At 43.7% G+C, this 19,788-nt stretch carries 15 protein-coding genes; 4 read left to right on the forward strand and 11 right to left on the reverse strand.

Features of this window, described 5'->3' with window-relative positions:
• Window positions 1–134: 134 nt before the first annotated feature.
• Window positions 135–1,001, reverse strand: coding sequence for an NADP-dependent oxidoreductase (locus ACSQ8P_RS21280; RefSeq protein ID WP_436237012.1), 867 nt, complete (start codon window positions 999–1,001; stop codon window positions 135–137).
• 103 nt (window positions 1,002–1,104) lie between these two features.
• On the opposite strand from ACSQ8P_RS21280, the gene ACSQ8P_RS21285 reads away from it, so the two are divergent.
• The 3 genes from ACSQ8P_RS21285 (at window position 1,105) to ACSQ8P_RS21295 (ending at window position 3,012) form a co-directional block, all read left to right on the forward strand.
• Window positions 1,105–1,362 carry a MarR family transcriptional regulator gene (locus ACSQ8P_RS21285; RefSeq protein WP_436237013.1) on the forward strand — a complete coding sequence of 86 codons (258 nt, stop codon included), beginning with the start codon at window positions 1,105–1,107 and terminating at the stop codon, window positions 1,360–1,362.
• A gap of 76 nt (window positions 1,363–1,438) precedes the next feature.
• Window positions 1,439–1,864 carry a VOC family protein gene (locus ACSQ8P_RS21290; RefSeq protein WP_436237014.1) on the forward strand — a complete coding sequence of 142 codons (426 nt, stop codon included), beginning with the start codon at window positions 1,439–1,441 and terminating at the stop codon, window positions 1,862–1,864.
• Window positions 1,865–2,025: 161 nt separating this feature from the next.
• The gene (locus tag ACSQ8P_RS21295; protein ID WP_436237015.1) at window positions 2,026–3,012 is read left to right on the forward strand and encodes a copper amine oxidase N-terminal domain-containing protein; all 987 of its coding nucleotides are present in this window, start codon (window positions 2,026–2,028) and stop codon (window positions 3,010–3,012) included.
• Window positions 3,013–3,025: 13 nt separating this feature from the next.
• On the opposite strand, the gene ACSQ8P_RS21300 is transcribed toward ACSQ8P_RS21295, so the two are convergent.
• Genes ACSQ8P_RS21300 through ACSQ8P_RS21330 form a run of 7 tightly spaced genes read right to left on the reverse strand, consistent with a single transcriptional unit; the run spans window position 3,026 to window position 13,892 of the window.
• A complete protein-coding gene (locus ACSQ8P_RS21300; protein ID WP_436237016.1) occupies window positions 3,026–3,706 on the reverse strand; it encodes a DUF4956 domain-containing protein in 681 nt (226 codons plus the stop codon).
• A gap of 26 nt (window positions 3,707–3,732) precedes the next feature.
• A complete protein-coding gene (locus tag ACSQ8P_RS21305) occupies window positions 3,733–4,440 on the reverse strand; it encodes a polyphosphate polymerase domain-containing protein (protein WP_436237017.1) in 708 nt (235 codons plus the stop codon).
• A 2-nt stretch (window positions 4,441–4,442) separates the two neighbouring features.
• On the reverse strand, window positions 4,443–7,556 hold the full coding sequence (gene pelG, locus ACSQ8P_RS21310) for an exopolysaccharide Pel transporter PelG (protein ID WP_436237018.1): 3,114 nt from the start codon (window positions 7,554–7,556) through the stop codon (window positions 4,443–4,445).
• Window positions 7,544–8,986: a GT4 family glycosyltransferase PelF gene (gene pelF / locus ACSQ8P_RS21315; RefSeq protein ID WP_436237019.1), complete on the reverse strand. Its 1,443-nt coding sequence runs from the start codon at window positions 8,984–8,986 to the stop codon at window positions 7,544–7,546. Before pelF ends, pelG begins: the two co-directional genes overlap by 13 nt.
• Entirely contained in the window at window positions 8,983–10,803 is a 1,821-nt protein-coding gene (locus ACSQ8P_RS21320) for a DUF2194 domain-containing protein (RefSeq protein ID WP_436237020.1), read from the reverse strand. Before ACSQ8P_RS21320 ends, pelF begins: the two co-directional genes overlap by 4 nt.
• On the reverse strand, window positions 10,796–11,707 hold the full coding sequence (locus ACSQ8P_RS21325; protein ID WP_436237021.1) for a hypothetical protein: 912 nt from the start codon (window positions 11,705–11,707) through the stop codon (window positions 10,796–10,798). The genes ACSQ8P_RS21320 and ACSQ8P_RS21325 overlap by 8 nt, the downstream gene beginning before the upstream one ends.
• Complete coding sequence (locus ACSQ8P_RS21330; RefSeq protein ID WP_436237022.1) at window positions 11,700–13,892, reverse strand: NAD-dependent epimerase/dehydratase family protein; 2,193 nt, start codon at window positions 13,890–13,892, stop codon at window positions 11,700–11,702. The genes ACSQ8P_RS21325 and ACSQ8P_RS21330 overlap by 8 nt, the downstream gene beginning before the upstream one ends.
• A 252-nt stretch (window positions 13,893–14,144) precedes the next feature.
• On the opposite strand from ACSQ8P_RS21330, the gene ACSQ8P_RS21335 reads away from it, so the two are divergent.
• Entirely contained in the window at window positions 14,145–15,545 is a 1,401-nt protein-coding gene (locus ACSQ8P_RS21335) for a DUF4832 domain-containing protein (RefSeq protein WP_436237023.1), read from the forward strand.
• Window positions 15,546–15,625: 80 nt separating this feature from the next.
• Here the strand turns inward: ACSQ8P_RS21335 and cls are convergent, their stop codons facing one another.
• The 3 genes from cls to glgD form a co-directional block, all read right to left on the reverse strand.
• Complete coding sequence (cls, locus tag ACSQ8P_RS21340; RefSeq protein ID WP_436237024.1) at window positions 15,626–17,086, reverse strand: cardiolipin synthase; 1,461 nt, start codon at window positions 17,084–17,086, stop codon at window positions 15,626–15,628.
• A 110-nt stretch (window positions 17,087–17,196) separates the two neighbouring features.
• Entirely contained in the window at window positions 17,197–18,627 is a 1,431-nt protein-coding gene (gene glgA / locus ACSQ8P_RS21345) for a glycogen synthase GlgA (protein WP_436237025.1), read from the reverse strand.
• A 45-nt stretch (window positions 18,628–18,672) separates the two neighbouring features.
• A complete protein-coding gene (gene glgD / locus ACSQ8P_RS21350) occupies window positions 18,673–19,782 on the reverse strand; it encodes a glucose-1-phosphate adenylyltransferase subunit GlgD (RefSeq protein WP_436237026.1) in 1,110 nt (369 codons plus the stop codon).
• Window positions 19,783–19,788: the final 6 nt, after the last annotated feature.

Raw genomic sequence — 19,788 nt, forward strand, 5'->3', positions numbered from 1 at the left:
CATGATTTCGGGGATACGAATAGAATCAAAATAAAATCCAGCAACAATTACATTGCTGGATGTAGGATATGTGCAATCTGCAAGCACAGTACGGATAACGAACTGTACTTGTTTCGCCTTGCATGAACAGCTGCTTAAGCGGTCATCCGCAGCACAATCCGACCGCGACCGTGCCCTGTCTGGCTCTTCTCATGTGCTTGACGCACATCTTCCATCGCAAAGCTTTGCTCGATGTGGATGGTAAGCTTGCCCGCTTCGATTAGCTCAGCAATGGCAGTCAAATCTTCATTCGTGGCGATGCCAGGACGAATTAAGGTGATGCCGTGCTGCTTAGCTTTCTCCAGCGGTGGTTGGCCCGCGATCGAAGCCAATCTGCCTCCTTGCTTCATAACAGACCATGTACGTGCGAGTGTGTCACCACTCACCGTATCAAGTACGAAATCGACATCCTGTACGATCTCTTCGAATCGTTCAGACGAATAATCAATCACCTTGTCTGCCCCTAATGATGCCACATAGGACACATTCGACGGTCCTGCTGTACCAATGACTTCTGCACCGACCCATTTCGCAAACTGTACCGCGAACATGCCAACGCCTCCAGCGGCGCCGTGAATCAGAACACGCTCGTTCGGCTGCACTTTGCCTTCCGAAACAATGGCACGCCACGCAGTTGTGGCTCCGCCTGACAATGCTGCAGCTTCTTCGTAAGATATCGAAGCTGGCTTACCTGCAATCGCGTCCTGGGGCGCAGTCGTATACGCCGCGTAGGTTCCTTTCGTACTGCGACCAAATACAGAATCTCCAATCTGCCAGGTGGAAACCCCTTCTCCAACTGCCTCGACCACACCAGCAAACGCCGTTCCCGGAATATGTGGAAATTGAACCGGCATCGGGAACAATCCTCGGCGTATTTTCCAATCCACAGGTAGAACACCAGCGGCATATATGCGAACAAGCACTTCTCCCGCTTGTGGCTGTGGAATAGCGATCTGCTCCACTTGCAGAACATCTGCCTCACCAATTTACTGGGTATCCCTGCTTTTTTTAACGGGGCCGCACGTACGAGTACTCATTGCAATTGAAGAAGAAGGCCGTATACGAATGTCAGATCTCGCGACCAAATTAGGGATCAAAGCGCGCACTGTCACCCAATTCGTTGACGCACTTGTACAAGAGTCCCTCATTCATCGCACGACGGATCCTGATGACCGTCGAGCAACCTTTCTCCAGTTAACGGATGAAGCACCTCCTCTGATTGCGAAAGCTCGTGCCGCAATGAGCCAAGCCTCAGAACAAGTACTCCAATCATTATCCGCCGAAGGCAGAAGTCAACTCCAATCCTTGTTATTCAGCTTATAGGGCTGGTGGATTTTCCATGTAACCAGTGGTAGAATATAGGAGATTGTCCCAATTTCACAATTAGAGGAGAATGGTAATGTCAATTAATGCTTATTTAAATTTCCAAGGAAACACTCGTGAAGTTGTAACCTTCTATGCAGAAGTATTTAATCTGCCCACTCCAAAAATCATTACATTTGGCGATATGCCAGCACACCCTGACTATCCGCTTCCTGAAGAAGCCAAAAATGGCGTTATGCACACCCGTCTGGATATTAACGGAAGCCCGCTCATGTTCTCCGATGTGTTCCCAGGTATGCCATACATTGTAGGTAACAACATCAGTCTTTCTTACGTTAGCTCAAACGCCGAAGAAATCCAAAATGCTTTCCATAAGCTTAAAGAAGGCGGAAAAATTGCCATGGAGCTTCAAGCGACCGACTGGAGTAAATTATATGGTCAAGTCGAGGACAAGTTTGGCATTCTCTGGCAGTTCAACCTTGATAGTGGTGAAAGTTTCTAATTTCTCCGATCTGTTTCAGCAAGAAGCCGCTGGTTCCCTCCAGCGGCTTCTTGTTGTGCGAAACTATAATATGATTTAATTTTATTATAAATCTTGGTATGATTAGTAACAGTGTTCTTTACGTATCAGCACGTTACTACCACTAGTGAAAGGATGAGCATATGCGCTGGATTCCCATACTTACTTTCCTATCTGTCCTTATTCTGCTAGGGGCTGATTCCACTGCGGAAAATCAGGATCAAGAAATAGAATTATTGCAATTCCATTCACAAATAGCTCCAAATGCGGAGCCTATAAATGCCATCTTTCATGGTGCAGATCAATTTGATATCCCATGGCGATTGCATGATGCAGATCCTCAAAAGCTTTTTGTTACAAATGAAGGCACAGCCTATTATCAATCCAACAATCAGTGGAAATCGATCCTCCCTAACGGCGAGCGTGTGCCAGTTAAGCCAAACACCAAGCTACCCGATCCCCTTACTACGCAGATTTCACCAGATTTAAAAGTAACCGAAAACAGTTTGAGCCTCTTCAAAGATCAGAAATCGATCTGGACCTACGCCCTTCCAGCATCCATTCAAATTCGTCCTAGTACACTTCAATTTGATGCGGCTGAACATATATATTTTCATGATAATAGTGGTGGTTGGTATTCACTGGACAACGACGGGAATTTGCGCTATAAACTAATGTTGCAAATGGAGGACCCCCAGTTTGCTTGCGCGGTCTCACCAGCTGGAGATGCATTCTGCGCTTCGCCGCATATTGGTATTTTGGGCATCCACAATAAAACAAACGCCCCTCGCCTCATCATCGATGGCAAAGAGCGTTTTTTCACACAACAGCCTCAGATTATAGATGGCTTCACTTTCGTTCCGATGCGATCCATATTTGAAGCCTTGCAATCGAAGGTTGACTGGAATGCGGAGACACAGACAGTGACCGCAACCAAAGGTAAACAGACGGTCAAGCTAACGCTACATAGCGAGACAGCTCAATTGAATGGTAAGAACATACAGCTTGATGCGATGCCTATCCTCTTTCAAGATAGAACGTTCGTACCGCTTCGCTTCGTTGGAGAAGCACTGGGAGCAACCGTCATTTGGGAGGATGCTACTCGCACCATTCAAATTATTAGCAAGTAGCGATGCTCCACCGTTATTGGGCGTAGTCACCCGTATAGTTGATTAGGGATACATCCTGAACGCCTTCGATTCGAGAAAACTCATTTACAAAAGCCGTGTTATCATCTCGTAAACGCATCTCCAAGGTCAACTCTGTGAAATTTTTACGGACCGTCTTCGATTTTACCTGATAATTCATTTGTCTTAACCTTATACGCAGCTCACCTATGGCATCGTCTGTATGACGAATAATTAATAGGTAGGGCTGTTCTCTTATTTTACGCCTAGACAAGAATAATAGAGCCGCCCCTATAGCGAGTGAGCCGAGCAGTGAGACGGGGTATAATTTCGCCCCAGTCGCAATACCCACCGAAATCGCCCAGAACATGTACACGATATCCAGCGGATCTTTCACCGCTGTTCGGAAACGTACAATGCTGAGTGCTCCGACCATGCCAAGCGATAAAACGATGTTTGTGCTGATGGTCATGATGATCAATGTCGTTATCATACTCATCAGGACAAAAGTAACGTTGTAGTTATAGCTATAGACGACGCCACGAAATGTTTTACGATAAATATAATAAATGAACATACCGATTCCGAATGAAACTGCAAGCCCAATCAATATATCGATATATGAAATATTGCGAAATGCCTCAAAATGAAGAATGCTTTTTTTGACGACATCCTGAAAATTAAGTGAATCTCCCATCTTGTCTCCCCTTTCCCTTTGAACGGTTATGGTCTAAAATGCCGATAGCCCACCTCTCGGCAGATAACATACTTTGAAATACTGGAGCGATTATGCGCATCTGGCATGACGATGAGTCGAATCGCTTCCGGAAGAAAGTCATTATACTTGATCTCCATAATCGTCTTGGTTGAATCGAGAGCTTCCGTCAGGGCCAGATGAGGGTCGAACAAATCGTGTGAATTAATCCCTGCAGACAACACTTTATCAAATGTGATACGAACATCGCCTAACTCATACACATAGGCTTCCCGTATATAATCAACAATAGCTGCCGGTTGGTACCCGCATTGCAACGCTCTGTAGAAATCCTTTAACAGCAGATGGTTATGCTCTAATAAAAAAGAAAAGTCCCCATTTAATAACCGATCATATTCGACTCTGCTCAGTTGAGCAGCCTCTTTGCATACATAATCGCCGTATTTGCTTTTTCTCTCCAGCTTAATCGTCCTGTCACCGCCATTATAAATGCGAATGCGGAACTTTTGCCGTCCGAAGATGCCATTCACTTTATCATAAAGTGAATGATTCTGCGGACCGTCGAAATATAAGCTGCGGATACCGTATCCTTCCTTGTCATCGGAATTACCATCCAACTGAAGCATCGCAGCAAGACGCTGTCGCAGTGTAACGTATTCGTAAGGGTGAATATAGTATTTCAGCTCATGGCGCAGTTTTTTTCCGAGAAATTGCACGTTTACTCCACCTTTATGGCTCTGATTCCGTAGTACGATTTGCCATCCACTTCGTATTCATCAAATGCGATTTGATGATGTCCCTTCCCATCCTGAACCGTAACTTTCCAGTAATATTCACCTGGTCTCAAGCTGTTTAATTCTACGCTCGTACTCTTTAAATTTTTTTGTTGTTCTACAATTTGTGTACATGCAGGGTCTGTCGCGAGTGTCCATTCATAGGTCAGGTCATCTCCTTGTAAATCAAAAGATGTATCCCATACAAAACGATACTTTCCATTCTCGTGGCCTAATTCCCCCATAAAAAATGGCTTCGGCTTCTCCAGATCCTCGTTAAACCGCTCCAGGGAGCGGAGTGGAACTCCTGCGATTCTTTTGAACTCATCATCCAGTTTGTTCAGTTGAATCGGCAGGAAGTTGATATCCGGCACCTTTGAAATGTATGGTTCGACGACCCCACGATAAGCTTGCAAATGTTTGGTAACCGTTTCATTGTTAATCTTTGTGTAAAGCTCATCGATTTTATCTTTCAACAGTTGAGCGTTTTTTTCGCTTCGGAAAAATCGGTTGTGAAGCACATTCCCCCAATATGTACTGATTCCTTCACGGTATGGATTGACGTTTTCCACACCACCTTGAACCCCCCATTCCCATCCTCCATCATAATCCCATGGAAGGAAGTACCATTTGTTAGAATTTAAAGGGGAGTATAGGAAAAAATTGTGCACATCCGTGTCTACGTTATCCATCAAGATGTTAGCTGCAAGAAATGTCAGGTAATTGTCGAGATCGAAATGCTTGCCGAATACTTCGTCAATAGGTATGGCCATATTGTTCACATCTTCGAGCATAGCCAATAGCTTGTCATGATCCTCATATCCGTCAATTTCCAAATGCGTTTCAAATGCCGCTTTATTGTAGGCAGGATCCGACATGGATTTCATATCTTCCAGATACCGAAAGAATTCGAAATTGACCGCTTTGTACAATTGTCCGTTCGGGTCCAACCAATGACTTTTCAAAAATTTTTCATTCGGCTGTTCAATATGTGTAAATAAACCGTAGTCCTCAAAATCTTTTCCCGCCCCATTCCCTTCGGATAAATCCTTCACATAAAGATGAATGAATTGAGTCCGAAGGCTTGTAATATTAGGAAGCGTTTCGAAAAAGTCAAAACTCAATTTGTTACGAAGCCTCGAGAAATCAAAAATGTGCTTATTCAGGTTGAGCGTTCGCTGATCATGCCATAGACCTGCTTGATCGTCCAAGCGGATTTTATAGGAACGTTGGGCTGCATAACGAGTTGTATTCCCGCGCAAGCTGACTTTCCCATTGCTTCCCGATGTCCCGTATCCGAACATACCGGATTTCGGTCCGCTGCCGTCAGGTGCGCCTTCCTGCAAGATGACTTTCAGATCGCCCTCATCCATCCGGCTTTGGATCCGATTCATCGCGTACCAGCTAAGCGGATTCTCTGCGTTAGCTTTATCCGGCAATATCGTCAAATACATCGCATCCACCGATGTATCATTATCTTGTTGGTAAATTCGCTTATCTTCTACCAGCTTATCGTTGGCAGTGATCGGAACCGCGTCAGGGAGTGTTGACTTCCCTCCAACGGTAGTTTCTTTAGACTGTTCATCGGAACAGGCTGCAAGGAAGACCGCAGCTGTAACCAACAGCGCAGTAACAGTAGATTTGGCTCTAATGCGGCGCCAGAATGACAACTTCTTTTGAACTGTAATCGGTTGTGCACAAAATGTGTAGTAATCGATATTTCTTACATACATAATGAGACGGGCTAAAGCACAAAGCAGTGTGACGAAGGCTGCCATGAAAATGCCTAGACCATGATATTCTGCGTTCATTGACCAGTACGTGAATCCTGCATTCAATACCACAAACAAACTGCTGACAACAAGAACACCTCTCCGATCGTCGAAATACAGCATAATGAGCATAATAATAAAGGACATGATGAACACAAAGTATCCTAAGACGAGAATGTTAAACGTGTAGAGCTGTGTTATTGAAAAACCGAGCATTGGCAGCAACTTAATGCCTAAAGCAAGTGAAACGACAGTAAACAGCAGCTGCACTTCCATCATAAAACTGACCTCCTGCATCAAAGTTCGCTGCATGTCCCATTTGGCACGAGATATCTCCTGCAGCGTTCCTCCATTCAAAATTTTATCATAGTACCCGCGGAATTTATCATAAAAAGATGTCTCCACAGATACAACAAACGTGACAAGCGTAGGTACCACAGTTAAGTACGCATAGAAGACTGGTAGATCGTAGAAGGGAGAAATCACATAGCGCCCTCCGATATGTTCATTATAAGGACTGAACCAATAGACGAAGCTGTGTACATAAACGCCAGAATAAAAAAAAGTGCCGATAAAGAATAAGGATGGATATTTACGGAAATAAGCGAAAAAATCAAAATAAACTCGACTTGATTTCCGTGGAAACTTCTGTTCAAAATGGTAGGCGGTCAACAGCACGATGATCATAAATCCGATATCCATCATGGTAAGAACAGCTGTGGCACTTTTATAAGGCGTATACTTCAAAAGCAGCCACGAGCCCGTTATGGCAATGAAAACACCATAACAAAAATTGCGAACAATTCTTTTGTAATCCTTCAATGCTGATAAATGTACCGATTGCAACCAAATGACAATTAACTCAGTGAAGAACAAATAGGCAGCTGCTTTATAACCGAATCCTACCGTCACTTTTCGTAAAAATAACCAAGCAACGAGCGAAGCTACCGGCAAGGCTACTGCAATCGCTCCATAGTAGGATGAAAGGAGATGCTCATACTTTTTGAGATAAATCATATCCGAAATGTACCTGGTCACGATCATAGATAACCCACCTGTAATGAGTACAGAGAAAATAAAACAGTATACAACTGTAGCTAGAAAAAGCTGTCGTTCCAAGTAAGGTGAATCTGCGGCTATCATGAATCTCTGCATAAATACAATCGTACTCATACACAGGATCATCGGCCCCACCGTTGTCATGGATGAATAGGCATAAGCTCTAAAGCTATTTAGTAGTCCCTGCCCGCCGAATAGTCTCCTCAGCTCGAATCCTATCCCCGCCACGTACTCACCTCCTGATATGAGTTATACAAACTTTGATACCCTTCAATAAATTGCTTCCTCGTGTAATACTTTCCAGCCCGCTCCAATCCGTTTCTCCCCATCTCTTCCCGCAGTTTCTTATTTTTGCAGAGCTTGATGAGCGCTGTGGCCATCTGGTCATAATGCATCACGGGAACGATAATACCGCAAGGGCCAATATCGTCTTCCCTGCCGTGAAGCAGCTCTCGACAACTTCCCACATCAGTGGCGACAAATGGCTTAGCGCTAGCCATTCCTTCCAGAATTGCCAACGGCATTCCTTCACTTACACTAGACAGCACTAATATATCAATTCGACCTAAATATTCTTTTATTCGTACTTCCCCTGTAAAAATGACGCCTTCCACTTGCAAGGTATCTACGAGTTGCTGACACTCTAATAGGTATTCCTCATCTTCTTCGGAAGGTCCCATTATAAATAACTCTGCGTGCGGCACTTCCCGCTTCACAAGCGCAAAACTTTGAATCATCGTCTTGATATCTTTGATCGGTACCACACGTACAATAGCGCCTATGCGCACAATGGAATCTTCTGGATATTTCTCTTGTACCACTTCTTCATAGTCTGCAAGATTGACGCCATTTGGAATTATTTTAATTTTCTCTGGGCTGCAGCCCAGTTCAATTTCAATTTCACGGTTTCGATTAAATAAAGTAATAACCTCATCTGCGCTGCCGTAAGCGCACTCGGAGAGTCGGTAAAAGTATTCAATCCACAAGTCTTTAAAATAACCCTTCACCCAGCCAGCTTTAATAATTTCCTCTTCACGCTCACGAGAGTAGATTCCGTGCTCAGTTACCAAGAAGGGTTTATTGTAAAGATGCTTAGCCAGCGCACCAATCACACCTGCATAACCCGTGGAGACACTGTGATATAGGTCGGCTTTTGGAATTTCATGACGAATGGATAAAAACAAAGGAAGCACCATGGAACGTACCGTCCAAAACATTTCCGTGAATGGAATTTGAGGATACCGCTCCTTACATAGTTCCACCAACAAATCAAAATAGTCCTTACTCATAAGGAAATCAGCGGCAACACGAAACTGTTTCGTTCGAAGTAAATGGAAGATTTCTCCCCATTCCACATGACCTTTCCCACCAAGTAAGGATTGAAACGACTCCTGCTGGCTGGCTGTCAAACGAAACCGATGACCCCATTCACCTGATTCACGCATATACGCATCAAGAAATATTTCTTTCACCTCGACTACATTAGAGGGCAGCTTATATTTAAATTGCCCTCGCTGCTTTTCGAAGGCTCCGATGGTAAATATGACAAATTCGTGCTCCGGTATATTCGTAATCAAGGAATGAATCCAACTTGAAACCCCTCCTGTCACGTAAGGGTAGGAGCCTTCGGCGATGATACAGATGCGCATATTCTTCATCCACCCAATTCAATATCAAATTCATTTTTAGTAACTGTGATTAAATACGTATTGGTATCGATTTTTTCTACCTTGCAGCCATGAAGCTTACCTATTTTATTTTCCATCCTTGCGATAAAGAAGGCTCGGTCGTGGAACGATGTAATCTTACCGTACATCACATTCCCTTCCATACTTAAAGTTACCTGACTCGCAAGTTCTTGCTCCATATCAAAGGCAGCTTCTGCTGACGTCATCGCCCTTAGCCATGGGTAGGCTTGATGGATGCGTTCAAACCTATCGGAAATATTTTTGTACATCTGTTCCCAAGTCAAGCCACCGCTGCGATCCTCTGAAATCAAGTCATCAGGGTGGATAAAATGAGAAAATATCCCGTGTGCCGTTATGGCGCTAGCCGTTATCCACCTTTGGTAATTATCTTCCGTATAATCGGAAGTCACACGGGGCATTTCCAATATTCCGTCATGCGCTATGGAGTACTCCTGTACATAAGCCATGTTTTTATCGTCCTCAGGGTATAAAGAAGAGATAACCGCAAGCGTCGGCCAGTACTTTTTGAGAGCCTCTCTTCCCTCCGGACTAAGCACATTAGACGGAGGGACATAGGATACCATGTTATAACTGGGAAAAGCATTTTTGGCGAAATCTACAGCTTCCGCGGTAGCTTTCGCCATATCATCGATATTGCCCCATGGCTTATATTCGAACTCATCTGCGACTTCTTGACTTGTCGTTAAGGCTTGATGATTATACCCATGCAGTCCGATCTCTCCGCCACTCTTTAGTACCTCACGTCCATACGAGATGAGCCCCTTTAAATCTTTATCTACCGTGAATTCAAAAGGCGGCTTGACTCTATCCTGATAGGATTCAATCAGAACAGCTGTATATTTGACATCACTCTTTTTCGCTAACGACAACATATCCGGCCACCAAATATCTTTAAAGAAAGAGGACGTCGTTTTGTGATATTCATTATAAATGATGGGATATATTTCTGTAGGAATCGGCGCTGGAAAGTCATCGAGATAGACAATCTTTGAATTAAAGATCGGATAAACAAACACAGGCTCCAGCATACTGAGGGCTCCGGCAATCAATCCCCGATTCAACTTCTCCTGCAGCATCGTTCCGTTAAATACCATGAACTTGCCTTGCCCGAATTGATAATCCCATAGAAGAGGCGCGCCATCCGCGGTTTTTGCCAAAACCCTGCTCTTCTCGTCAAGTTCAACCTCCATGATTGAATTCATCATGAATTGACCGTTAATCCGTAGATTCTCCTCACCTATCAATACATTAGACGTCAGATGAATGCCCTGTGCATTACGGAGATTACCTGCATTCACAATGCCCATCTTGCGATAAAGCCGATAAAATGCATCTCCCTTCGTTGTAGTCGTCTCTTGAAATACATATCCCCCTTTTTCTATATATTGGATCAGTTGTTCGAGATTGCCGATCAGCCCCAAGTCCTCTACTGTCGATACGACAACCTGGCATTCACTTACCTGGAATGCTCCGCCTCGGACATCGAACATCTTTACCGGCTTTTTCATATAGCCCAACACGCGCTCTGTTTGGTTCTTAAGTTTCTCACTGAAATCTTCCGTGCTATCGAATACAACGCAATAAGGTTTACCAGAGGGCTGCACTTGCGCGATGGCCATTTTTAACCCTTTCAAGTTACCGTTCGCTGTACTGTTGCGGTTGAACTGAAGAATGTATTTAGAATTTGTAACTTGCACTGCGATAGCCAGGAACAAAATTCCAATAAGAATGATATAGACGTTACGTTTGAGTCCGATTTTATTCATCCGCCTGCTCCTCTGACCAAAACCTCACGATAGTTAAAGCCTGATTCGATAATCGTATGGGAGATTTTCTTAATTGTATCAGCGTCGACTTCAATTGCTCGATTGCACGCATCGTAAAGTATACTTTCATTAAACTGAGATAGGCATCCTCATGCAACGGAAATTGTTTTAAATACAGCAACGCCGTTTGTTCCGCTTCCGCATACTCTTCCAAACCAAGATCAGTATTAATCTTGTCAACATAGGCTTCCGCTAAGTCCGGTGATTGTTCAATTAATAATTTCAACACGTTCGTGTAAGTGTAACAATACTTAATTCTTGTACGCTCATCAAGAAAACCACTACGCAAATAGGACTTTAATATCTCGGAGTAAGAAAGCAGAACATGAGCGTCCCCCTTATTTTCCTCGAACTTAACAGCCAGTTCTTGCAGGTTAAGCGTTATTTTGCGCTTCATTTCCATAATCGCGCTAACTGCATAATGCGAAGTTTCCGTGTCTTCGTTGCTGACAGCCATCTGAAGAACTTCCAAATAGTCCAAAGAATCCTGTTTCAGCAAATCAATCATCACCCTGCGTCTCGTGGATATATCGTTGACAAGCAGTGCTTCCTCTAGTGGGACTACATTCATTTCCTTTTCCGTTTCCAATTTGCTTACAACATCAGGTTGATTGGATTTTTCGACAAGTATATCGACGAACAACTCCTGCCTAGCTCGTTCATGACGTGCATCATTACGTTTATGCCAACGCTTGGAGCGAAAGGCAGGCAGGAGAAATCCGACTACAGGAAATCCGACAGCAAGTACAATACGAACCCAAGCTTCGTTCTTGTCATGTCGATGTCGGAAGCCGATGCATGCTATGCACAGTGCGATGTAAACAAGTAGTACCCACTCAAGCATAGCTAAACTCCTCATCTACCATTCGCATAAATATGTCATTTTGCTCAAAACGGTTTAAGACGAAAGCTGCTTCCTGATGACTGGAATTGGAGAGAAGCACGAGAAGTTTTCCGTCCATGCTCATGCCCAAATAATCCGTTTCCCGCAAGAATTTTGAAATCTTCTGTGGCGTTATATCCGAAACCTCAAATGATTCGATTGGCGTAAGCAGCACGTACTCGACGCCATGCTTCGCATTAGCCATTTGTTTACTAGCTAAAATATCGGCAAAAACCTCCGGTTTTAATACTGGAGTTCCATCCATATATCTCTGAATGGCCGTAGCTTCCACATACGAAAGTGCCCTTGATAGGGAAGAAGATATTAGATCCACCATAATCTTGAAAAGATTTTGATGATACAACGTAAAATGATCGAACTTCATTGTATAAACAGAAATGACAGCAACGACTTTGCCATGATTGTAGACAGGAGCGGCAAGAAGGGGGATGCCCCCATTTAAATCTTTGTTAACAAAAAGCTTCTTCTCATGAAGGAGCTTCTGGATATAAGGAAACTCCTCCACTTTCATTGATTTGCTCGCATCAAATTGAGTGCCGCTCGACCTAGCTAAGAGACGAAGATAGCTGCCGTATTTATTAACCGTATAGATCGTAACCGTCTGCGATTTCATGACGGATTCCACGACACTAACTGTTGAAGTAAAGATTTTTTCCGGCTCCAGACTTTCCAGCTCTTTGATAACAGAATAAATTTTTCCAAAGCTGTCTCCGTTGTTCATTATTTGCTGCTGAAGCTCCTCTTTAACCTGACGAGTCTCCTTATATACCTCCGTTAAGAACTCATGTTTCTCTGACATCGTTAAGAGCTCTTGCTTCTTCGATTCAAACATCGTGTTTTTCCGTTCTACGGCATATCCGACGACTAATCCTATAAACAAATAGATGGCAATATGAAAGAAGAAGTCAGGTTCGTAAAATAAAGAAAGCAATTCCCGACCCATACTGAGTTGATCAAAAATATAAAGAGCAGTTGACATTCCAACAGCAAGCATGGATTGCCTGTTTCCATAAAGGATACCAAGCAAAATTATATAAATAATTTTGATATCGATAAAATCAGATAAGTTGTCTCTGAGCAGCAGGCTGATCCATGCTGTAAATCCAAAGGCCAGCGCATTCTCTGCATAAGGTAATAGCATACGGATGACTTTGCCCAGTCTTGAAGGAGAACTTTGTTGCTTTGTCTTGACCTGTAACTGTTCTTTCAACTTATGCGTCTGAATGAACCAATCGTACGTCTTCGCAAGTCCCTGCTGAAAAGAATACTTGGGCACCCAGTCTAAATCGTTAGCTATACGTCTATTGTCCAGCTTGGAACAATATATATCCCCTTGACGCTGGTCTAAGTGCTTGAGCGCCACCGTTCCATGCAAGCCTTGCAAAGCACTAATCAGTTCGTTAATTGAATTTTCTGTATTCGTGGATAAATTATAGACGCCGCTCAAGCTGGAATAAGACGAACGATAAATAGCGTCTGCCACATCTTCTACGTAGATGAAGTCCCTTTGTTGCCCGCCATCTCCATAAACAACGAGTTCCGTTCCGCTTATCGCTCTTTCCATAAATATGGAAATAACACCGCCCTCGCCGACACTGCCTTGGCGTGGCCCATATACGTTAGAAAAACGAAAGCAAAGCGTTTCCAAACCGTATAATTCCTTCCATTTACTGCAATACGTTTCACCGATCCATTTATTAATACCATAAGGAGAAATGGGATCACAGACAGCAGTTTCAGGTAGAGGGATTTCTTCATTGTTTCCATAAACAGCAGCAGAAGAAGCGAAAATAAACTTATGAACATTATACTTCTGAGATAATGAAAGCATGTTAGACAAACCGAGGACATTGGACTTCGAATCCAGTCTCGGGTCTTCAACCGATGTCTTCACACTCACTTGAGCCGCGAGATGAACGACAGTATCAAATCGGTTGCTCCGAAAGATCTCCTCGCATTTACGATCCTCCACTGATAATACATAGCCCTTATGTTTAAAGTCCACATATTGCTTATTACCAGCAGACATATTATCTATGATATAAACTTCATAACCTTCTTTATAGAAGCGTTCTGCAACAAAAGACCCAATAAATCCATATCCTCCTGTAATTAACACCTTCATACTGAGTTCCTCCAGGATAGAATATTTATGCTTGCTATTTATCTTTATTTCAGTTCAATGAGAAAGCATCAATATAGTACTTATAGCATATTTTTTCACTATTTAATAGTGAAATGTTTAAGGATTCGACATCTTCTTAGTTCTTTAGAACTATTTTCGATAGATATTCACATACGCTGCCAATCTCAATCTTGTAACAACAGAACCTGTCTGATAATATTTCAAAGATAGATCTTGAAGGAGGTATATCTCATGAATTTCCGTCGTCCTCACGCACTTATTGCTTTTATACTTATTTTTGGGATAATGGGCGAATTAGGCTACAAGAAACTTATGGCAACTGAAATTGTAAATCGAATTTCTTATTATCCCGCTGAGACGGATCAAGTTCTGAACAACCCGTACATGGGCTTAGTCACTGATGCAAGATATAATGAAGCGAAGCAACCCTTTCGGCTTGCTTACGCCAATTTAACATGGGCCGAACTTGAACCTGAAAAGGGGAAGTATGACTTTGATGCCATTGAGAACAAATTCAACTTTGCTTCGTGGAAAGCAAATGGCGTATCTCTTATACTCCGAGTGATTCTCGATACTCCTAGTGATATACCACATAAAGATATACCTGACTGGTTATACAAAGAAACCAGCGAAAAAGGGGTTTGGTACGATACGGACTACGGGAAGGGATTTAGTCCCGATTATAATGATCTTGTTCTTATCGAAAATCACGAACGTCTGATTCGAACATTGGGTAACCGCTACAATAATGATCCTCAAATCGCCTTTATTGCGCTGGGCAGTGTAGGACATTGGGGCGAGTGGCATACCAAGAATGACGGAAACTCGCCGATCGAATTTCCTAAAGAAGTTGTTACCGATCAATATGTAGAACATTATTTGCGATATTTCAAACAAAAACGATTGCTGATGAGAAGACCTCATGAAATTGCTTTGAACAATGGGCTTGGTTTATTTAATGACACTTTCGGTTCACACAACGAAACGATTGACGAATTCCTCACATGGTATACCCATGGCTATAAGTCTTGGCTCACTCAAAATGATCAACCGGCCATGCCGGATTTCTGGAAATCGGCGCCAAGCGGTGGAGAGTTTTCGTCTGATGGAAATTATGTAAATGACGCTCATATCGAGGAAACCCTATTACAATCCAAGCTAACGCATGTGAGTTGGCTTGGTCCCAATGCCCCTACTCAAGAACCTCTCGGCGGTCGGTTTCAACCGAATATTGACCGTTTACTGAAAACGATTGGATATCGGTTTGTGATCGCCAAAGAGTCCCACGAAAGGGAGATCCGTGCTGGTAAGTCACTGCATGTCAAACTTAGCATAATCAATAGAGGCGTAGCACCCTTTTACTTTACTTGGCCTTTTGAGCTTTCACTGACGAATGCTCAAGGTGAAGTTGTATCCCGCAATCGTACCAATTTGGATATTCGTGAGTGGCTTCCTGGCTCTAACGAGGTATCTGACACGTTGTTGATCCCGACGAACCTGCCGCCAGGTAACTACACCCTCACTGCTTCTATTCTCAACCCACAGACGGGCAAACCAGAAGTGGATTTTGCCAATGACGGTAGACGAAATGATGGTAGCTATACACTTGGTGCCGTTAAAGTAACGAATTAATAGTTTCGGTGAACGAAGCTACACGCACATAGAAAAGGCCCATGCTTATTAGCATGGGCCTTCCCTTATAACGATCTATTCTACAAAATCGGAGAAATTAATTTCGAAATCGACTCCAGAAACCGAATACGTAGCGAGCGCTTTTCATATTCCTCCAGCGTCAACTCCATACATCCCTCCATGTCCTTCCAGAAGGTGTCTTCCAGCTTCGCTGCTGTCTCCTCATGAAACATCAGCGCATTCGTCTCAAAATTAAGCCGCAAGCTGCGAATATCGAAATTCGCAGTACCGACTGAGGCCACTTTACCGTCTACGATAATCGTTTTGGCATGAAGAAAGCCGTAATCATACAAATAGCATTTCACGCCTGCGCGCAGCAGTTCACCCACATAATACAATGAAGCCCAATGAACGAATAAATGATCAGCCTTCTCAGGTATCATAATTCTTACATCAATCCCCGAGAGAGCCGCAATTCGTAAGGCATTCAGCATACTTTCTTCGGGAATAAAATATGGCGTTTGCAGCAAAATTCGGCTTTTGGCCAAATGAATCAGCTTAAGAAAGGTATATACAAAATGCGGCCAAGTTTCATTAGGGCCACTTGCGACAATTTGCATCGGGACTTTACCTTGCACGCCATTCTCCAAGATTGCTGGGAAATAAGTCGTGTCTACCTCCAATGTTTCTGCCGAAGCAAGGTTCCAATCCAGTACGAACCTAGATTGCAACGCTCGCACGACGCTGCCCGTCAATCGAAGATGTGTATCCCGCCAGTAACCAAATTTCGGATTCAGGCCCAGGTACTCATTGCCAATATTGAATCCGCCAATGTAGCCGATCTGCCCGTCAATAATTACGAGTTTGCGATGATTGCGATAGTTAACACGATAATTAAGAAAAGGAATACGTGATGGAAAGAATGCCGCTTTTTTTCCACCTGCCTGCTGAAAATCCTTGAAAAACGAATCCTTCAATGTTCGTGAGCCGATATCATCATATAAAAAACGAACAGTTACTCCTTGCTTCGCTTTGCGTGTGAGCACTTCCATGATCCGCTGACCCAAAGTGTCGTTTTTCACAATATAATATTGCATGTGGATATGGTGCTCGGCAGCCTCCATTCGGCTAATTAAATCATTAAACTTCTCGACCCCATCCGTGAAAATGTGCACATCATTATCCTGTGACAAAAATGAATCATTCGTAGCTACATTCAAGTAAATTAAATAACGATACTCCATAACCATCGGATCGATATAGGGAAAAGTCCCCTGCATGAGCTGCTGCCTCTGCTCAGCAATCACTGTCTGCATCCGTTCCTGCATGCGCTTATTCCATTTATACAGCTTTCGGCGGCTCAAGTTTTGGCCCAACATCACGTACAATAGAAAGCCTAGAATAGGAATGAATAGCAGAACCATTAACCAAGACCATGTAGCAGCCACATTACGTCGCTCTAAGAACACCACGGTGAGCGCCAATAATATATTTACGACGAACAACACGGTCAATACATGAGAAATCCAATCCACGCCCATTGGTTACCACTCCAACCCTCTCTACTCATCTGCACCTATTATACCTTAATTTTCTAAATAACGAAAAAAGCCCCCTCATTCTTTCGAATAAAGAGGCTTTCTTCCATTTATTAAGAGGTCATTTCCGTGTAAAGCGTGATATATTGCTGAGCAGATTTGCGCCAGCTAAAGTCACCTTTTTTCATATTGTGTTGAATCTTCATCCAACTGTCACGATCATTCTTATAAAAGAAAACCGCGCGCCTGATGATATGAAGCATATCATGGGCATTGTAATGCGTGAAGGAGAACCCTGTGCCTTCCCCTGTAAACTCATTGTACGGCTGCACCGTATCCTTCAGACCGCCTGTTTCACGAACGATCGGTACGGATCGATAGCGCAGCGCAATCAACTGCCCGATGCCACATGGCTCGAATTGTGATGGCATTAAGAAGAGATCAGACGCAGCGTAGAACTGGTGGGCTAGCGCTTCATCAAAATAAATGTGCGCCGACACCTTAGTCGGATGTGTAATTGCAGCGTTCCGAAACATTTGCTCATAGACAGGCTCGCCAGTTCCAAGAACGACAAGCTGTATGTCCAAGGCTAGGATTTCACGAAGCACGTGCTGAATCAGATCTAGACCCTTCTGTTGTACAAGACGAGTTACCAGTACAATCATCGGGATATCACCATTCACAGGAAGTCCTAGACGCTCCTGAAGCGCCAGTTTATTCTGCGTTTTCTTCGGTAAAGAATCGCGGTAATTCACAACCAGATTCTTGTCCGTCATGGGGTCGAAGACGTCGTAGTCAATCCCGTTCACGATGCCCGTTAATTGATCTTTGCGGTGACGCAACAGGCTGTCCAGGAATTCACCGTAATACGGAGTTTGAATCTCCTCTGCATACGTCTGACTAACCGTTGTGATCTGATCCGAATACAACAATCCACCTTTCAGGAAGCTTGCGCCACCGTGAAGCTCTAGCGCTGTTCCTGAGAAATGGTCATCCGACAAGCCGAACAAATCCTTGAACACTTGTTGATCATATACGCCTTGATATTTCAAGTTATGGACGGTCGTCATCGTCTTGATCTCACTAAAGAAAGGCAAATGCTGATAATGAGCCTTTAGCAAAACAGGAATCATACCTGCTTGCCAATCGTGACAATGAATCACATCCGGTTGGAAATCCAGATAAGGCAGGGCCTCAATGACACCTCGACAGAAGAAGCCAAATCGCTCCGCCTCATCCCCAAAGCCATAAATACCAGAACGCTTGTAATAAAACTCATTATCGACGAAATAAAAGGTAACCCCTTCATGCACCAACATATCAATTCCGATATATTGCTTGCGCCAGCCCAACTGCACATCAAAGGTTGTCACATGTGACATCAGATCTTTAAACTTAACCGGGATATCACCGTATTTCGGCAAAATAACACGTACATCAAGTCCCTGACGCGTCAGCTCCTTAGGTAAGGAGCCGATCACATCCGCTAATCCGCCTGTCTTTATAAAAGGCACGGCCTCCGAAGCCGCGAACAGTATTTTCATCTTGCCACTCCTCCAACTTTGGTGGTACACGGAGCTAACCTGCGATTAGATCACTTTGGTTTTCGCTGCAATGAATGGTGCTTTATTGTCACCGGTTAATACGCGGCCGCGGCTAATGAAGACGTCCTTATCCAGAATGGCATTCTCGATAATCACGTTTTCCTCAATCTCGCAATTTTGCAGGATGATACTGTTTTTCACGTAAGCGCCTTTACGGATCTTCACACCACGGAACAGAATGCTGTTCTCTACTTTCCCTTCAATCTGGCACCCGTTGGCGATAAGCGCATTTTTGGTTGCAGCGGAATCGAAATATTTCGCAGGCGGCTCATCCTTAACCTTCGTAAAGATAAGGTTCTTCTGGAAGAAGAGTTCACGCCATATCGCTGGGTTCAACAGCTGCATGCTATGCTTGTAGTAGCCTTGAATGGAATTCACAATGCCCAAATGCCCTTCAAACTTATAGCCATACACACTCAGCTTATCAATATTTTTCATAATACCATCACGAACCAAATGATCATAACCTTGCGCTAAGCAGGATTCCACCATATCCAAGAGCAACGCCTTGCTCATGATATACATTTCCATAGAGATGTTGTTCGTCCGCAAGCGGCCGGTATGATCTTCCATCAAGGTTACTTGACCTGTGTCTTTCACCGCCATGCGGCGGAATTTCCCATGAACCTCTTCATCCGTTTGCTTATAAATCACTGTGATATCCGCTTGCATATCTTCGTGATAACGTACCGCATCCCGTAGATCCAGATTGCACACCATGTGACTGCGGGAAATAATCACGAACTCTTCTTTACCGCGGTAGAAATAGTCACGATGGCTATAGAATTGATACAAATCACCACGTGAGATTCCTGTCGGTTCATCTAGTACGGAAGGTAGGACGAAAAGTCCCCCACGCTTACGATCCAAATCCCATTCTTTTCCAGACCCTAGATGATCCATGAGCGAACGATATTTGTGCTGTGTGAAAACAGCCACATTATCAATTCCTGAATTCACCATATTGGAAAGTGCAAAATCGATTAACCGATAACGACCACCGAAAGGCACAGATGCCGGGCAGCGGAAATAAGTCAGTTCCTCCAAATCATCCGGTTCATTGACTAAATTAATGACTCCCATCACGTGTTTCATCTGACA

The organism is Paenibacillus sp. LjRoot153 (assembly GCF_964253085.1).
Classification (GTDB): Bacteria; Bacillota; Bacilli; order Paenibacillales; family NBRC-103111; genus Paenibacillus_E.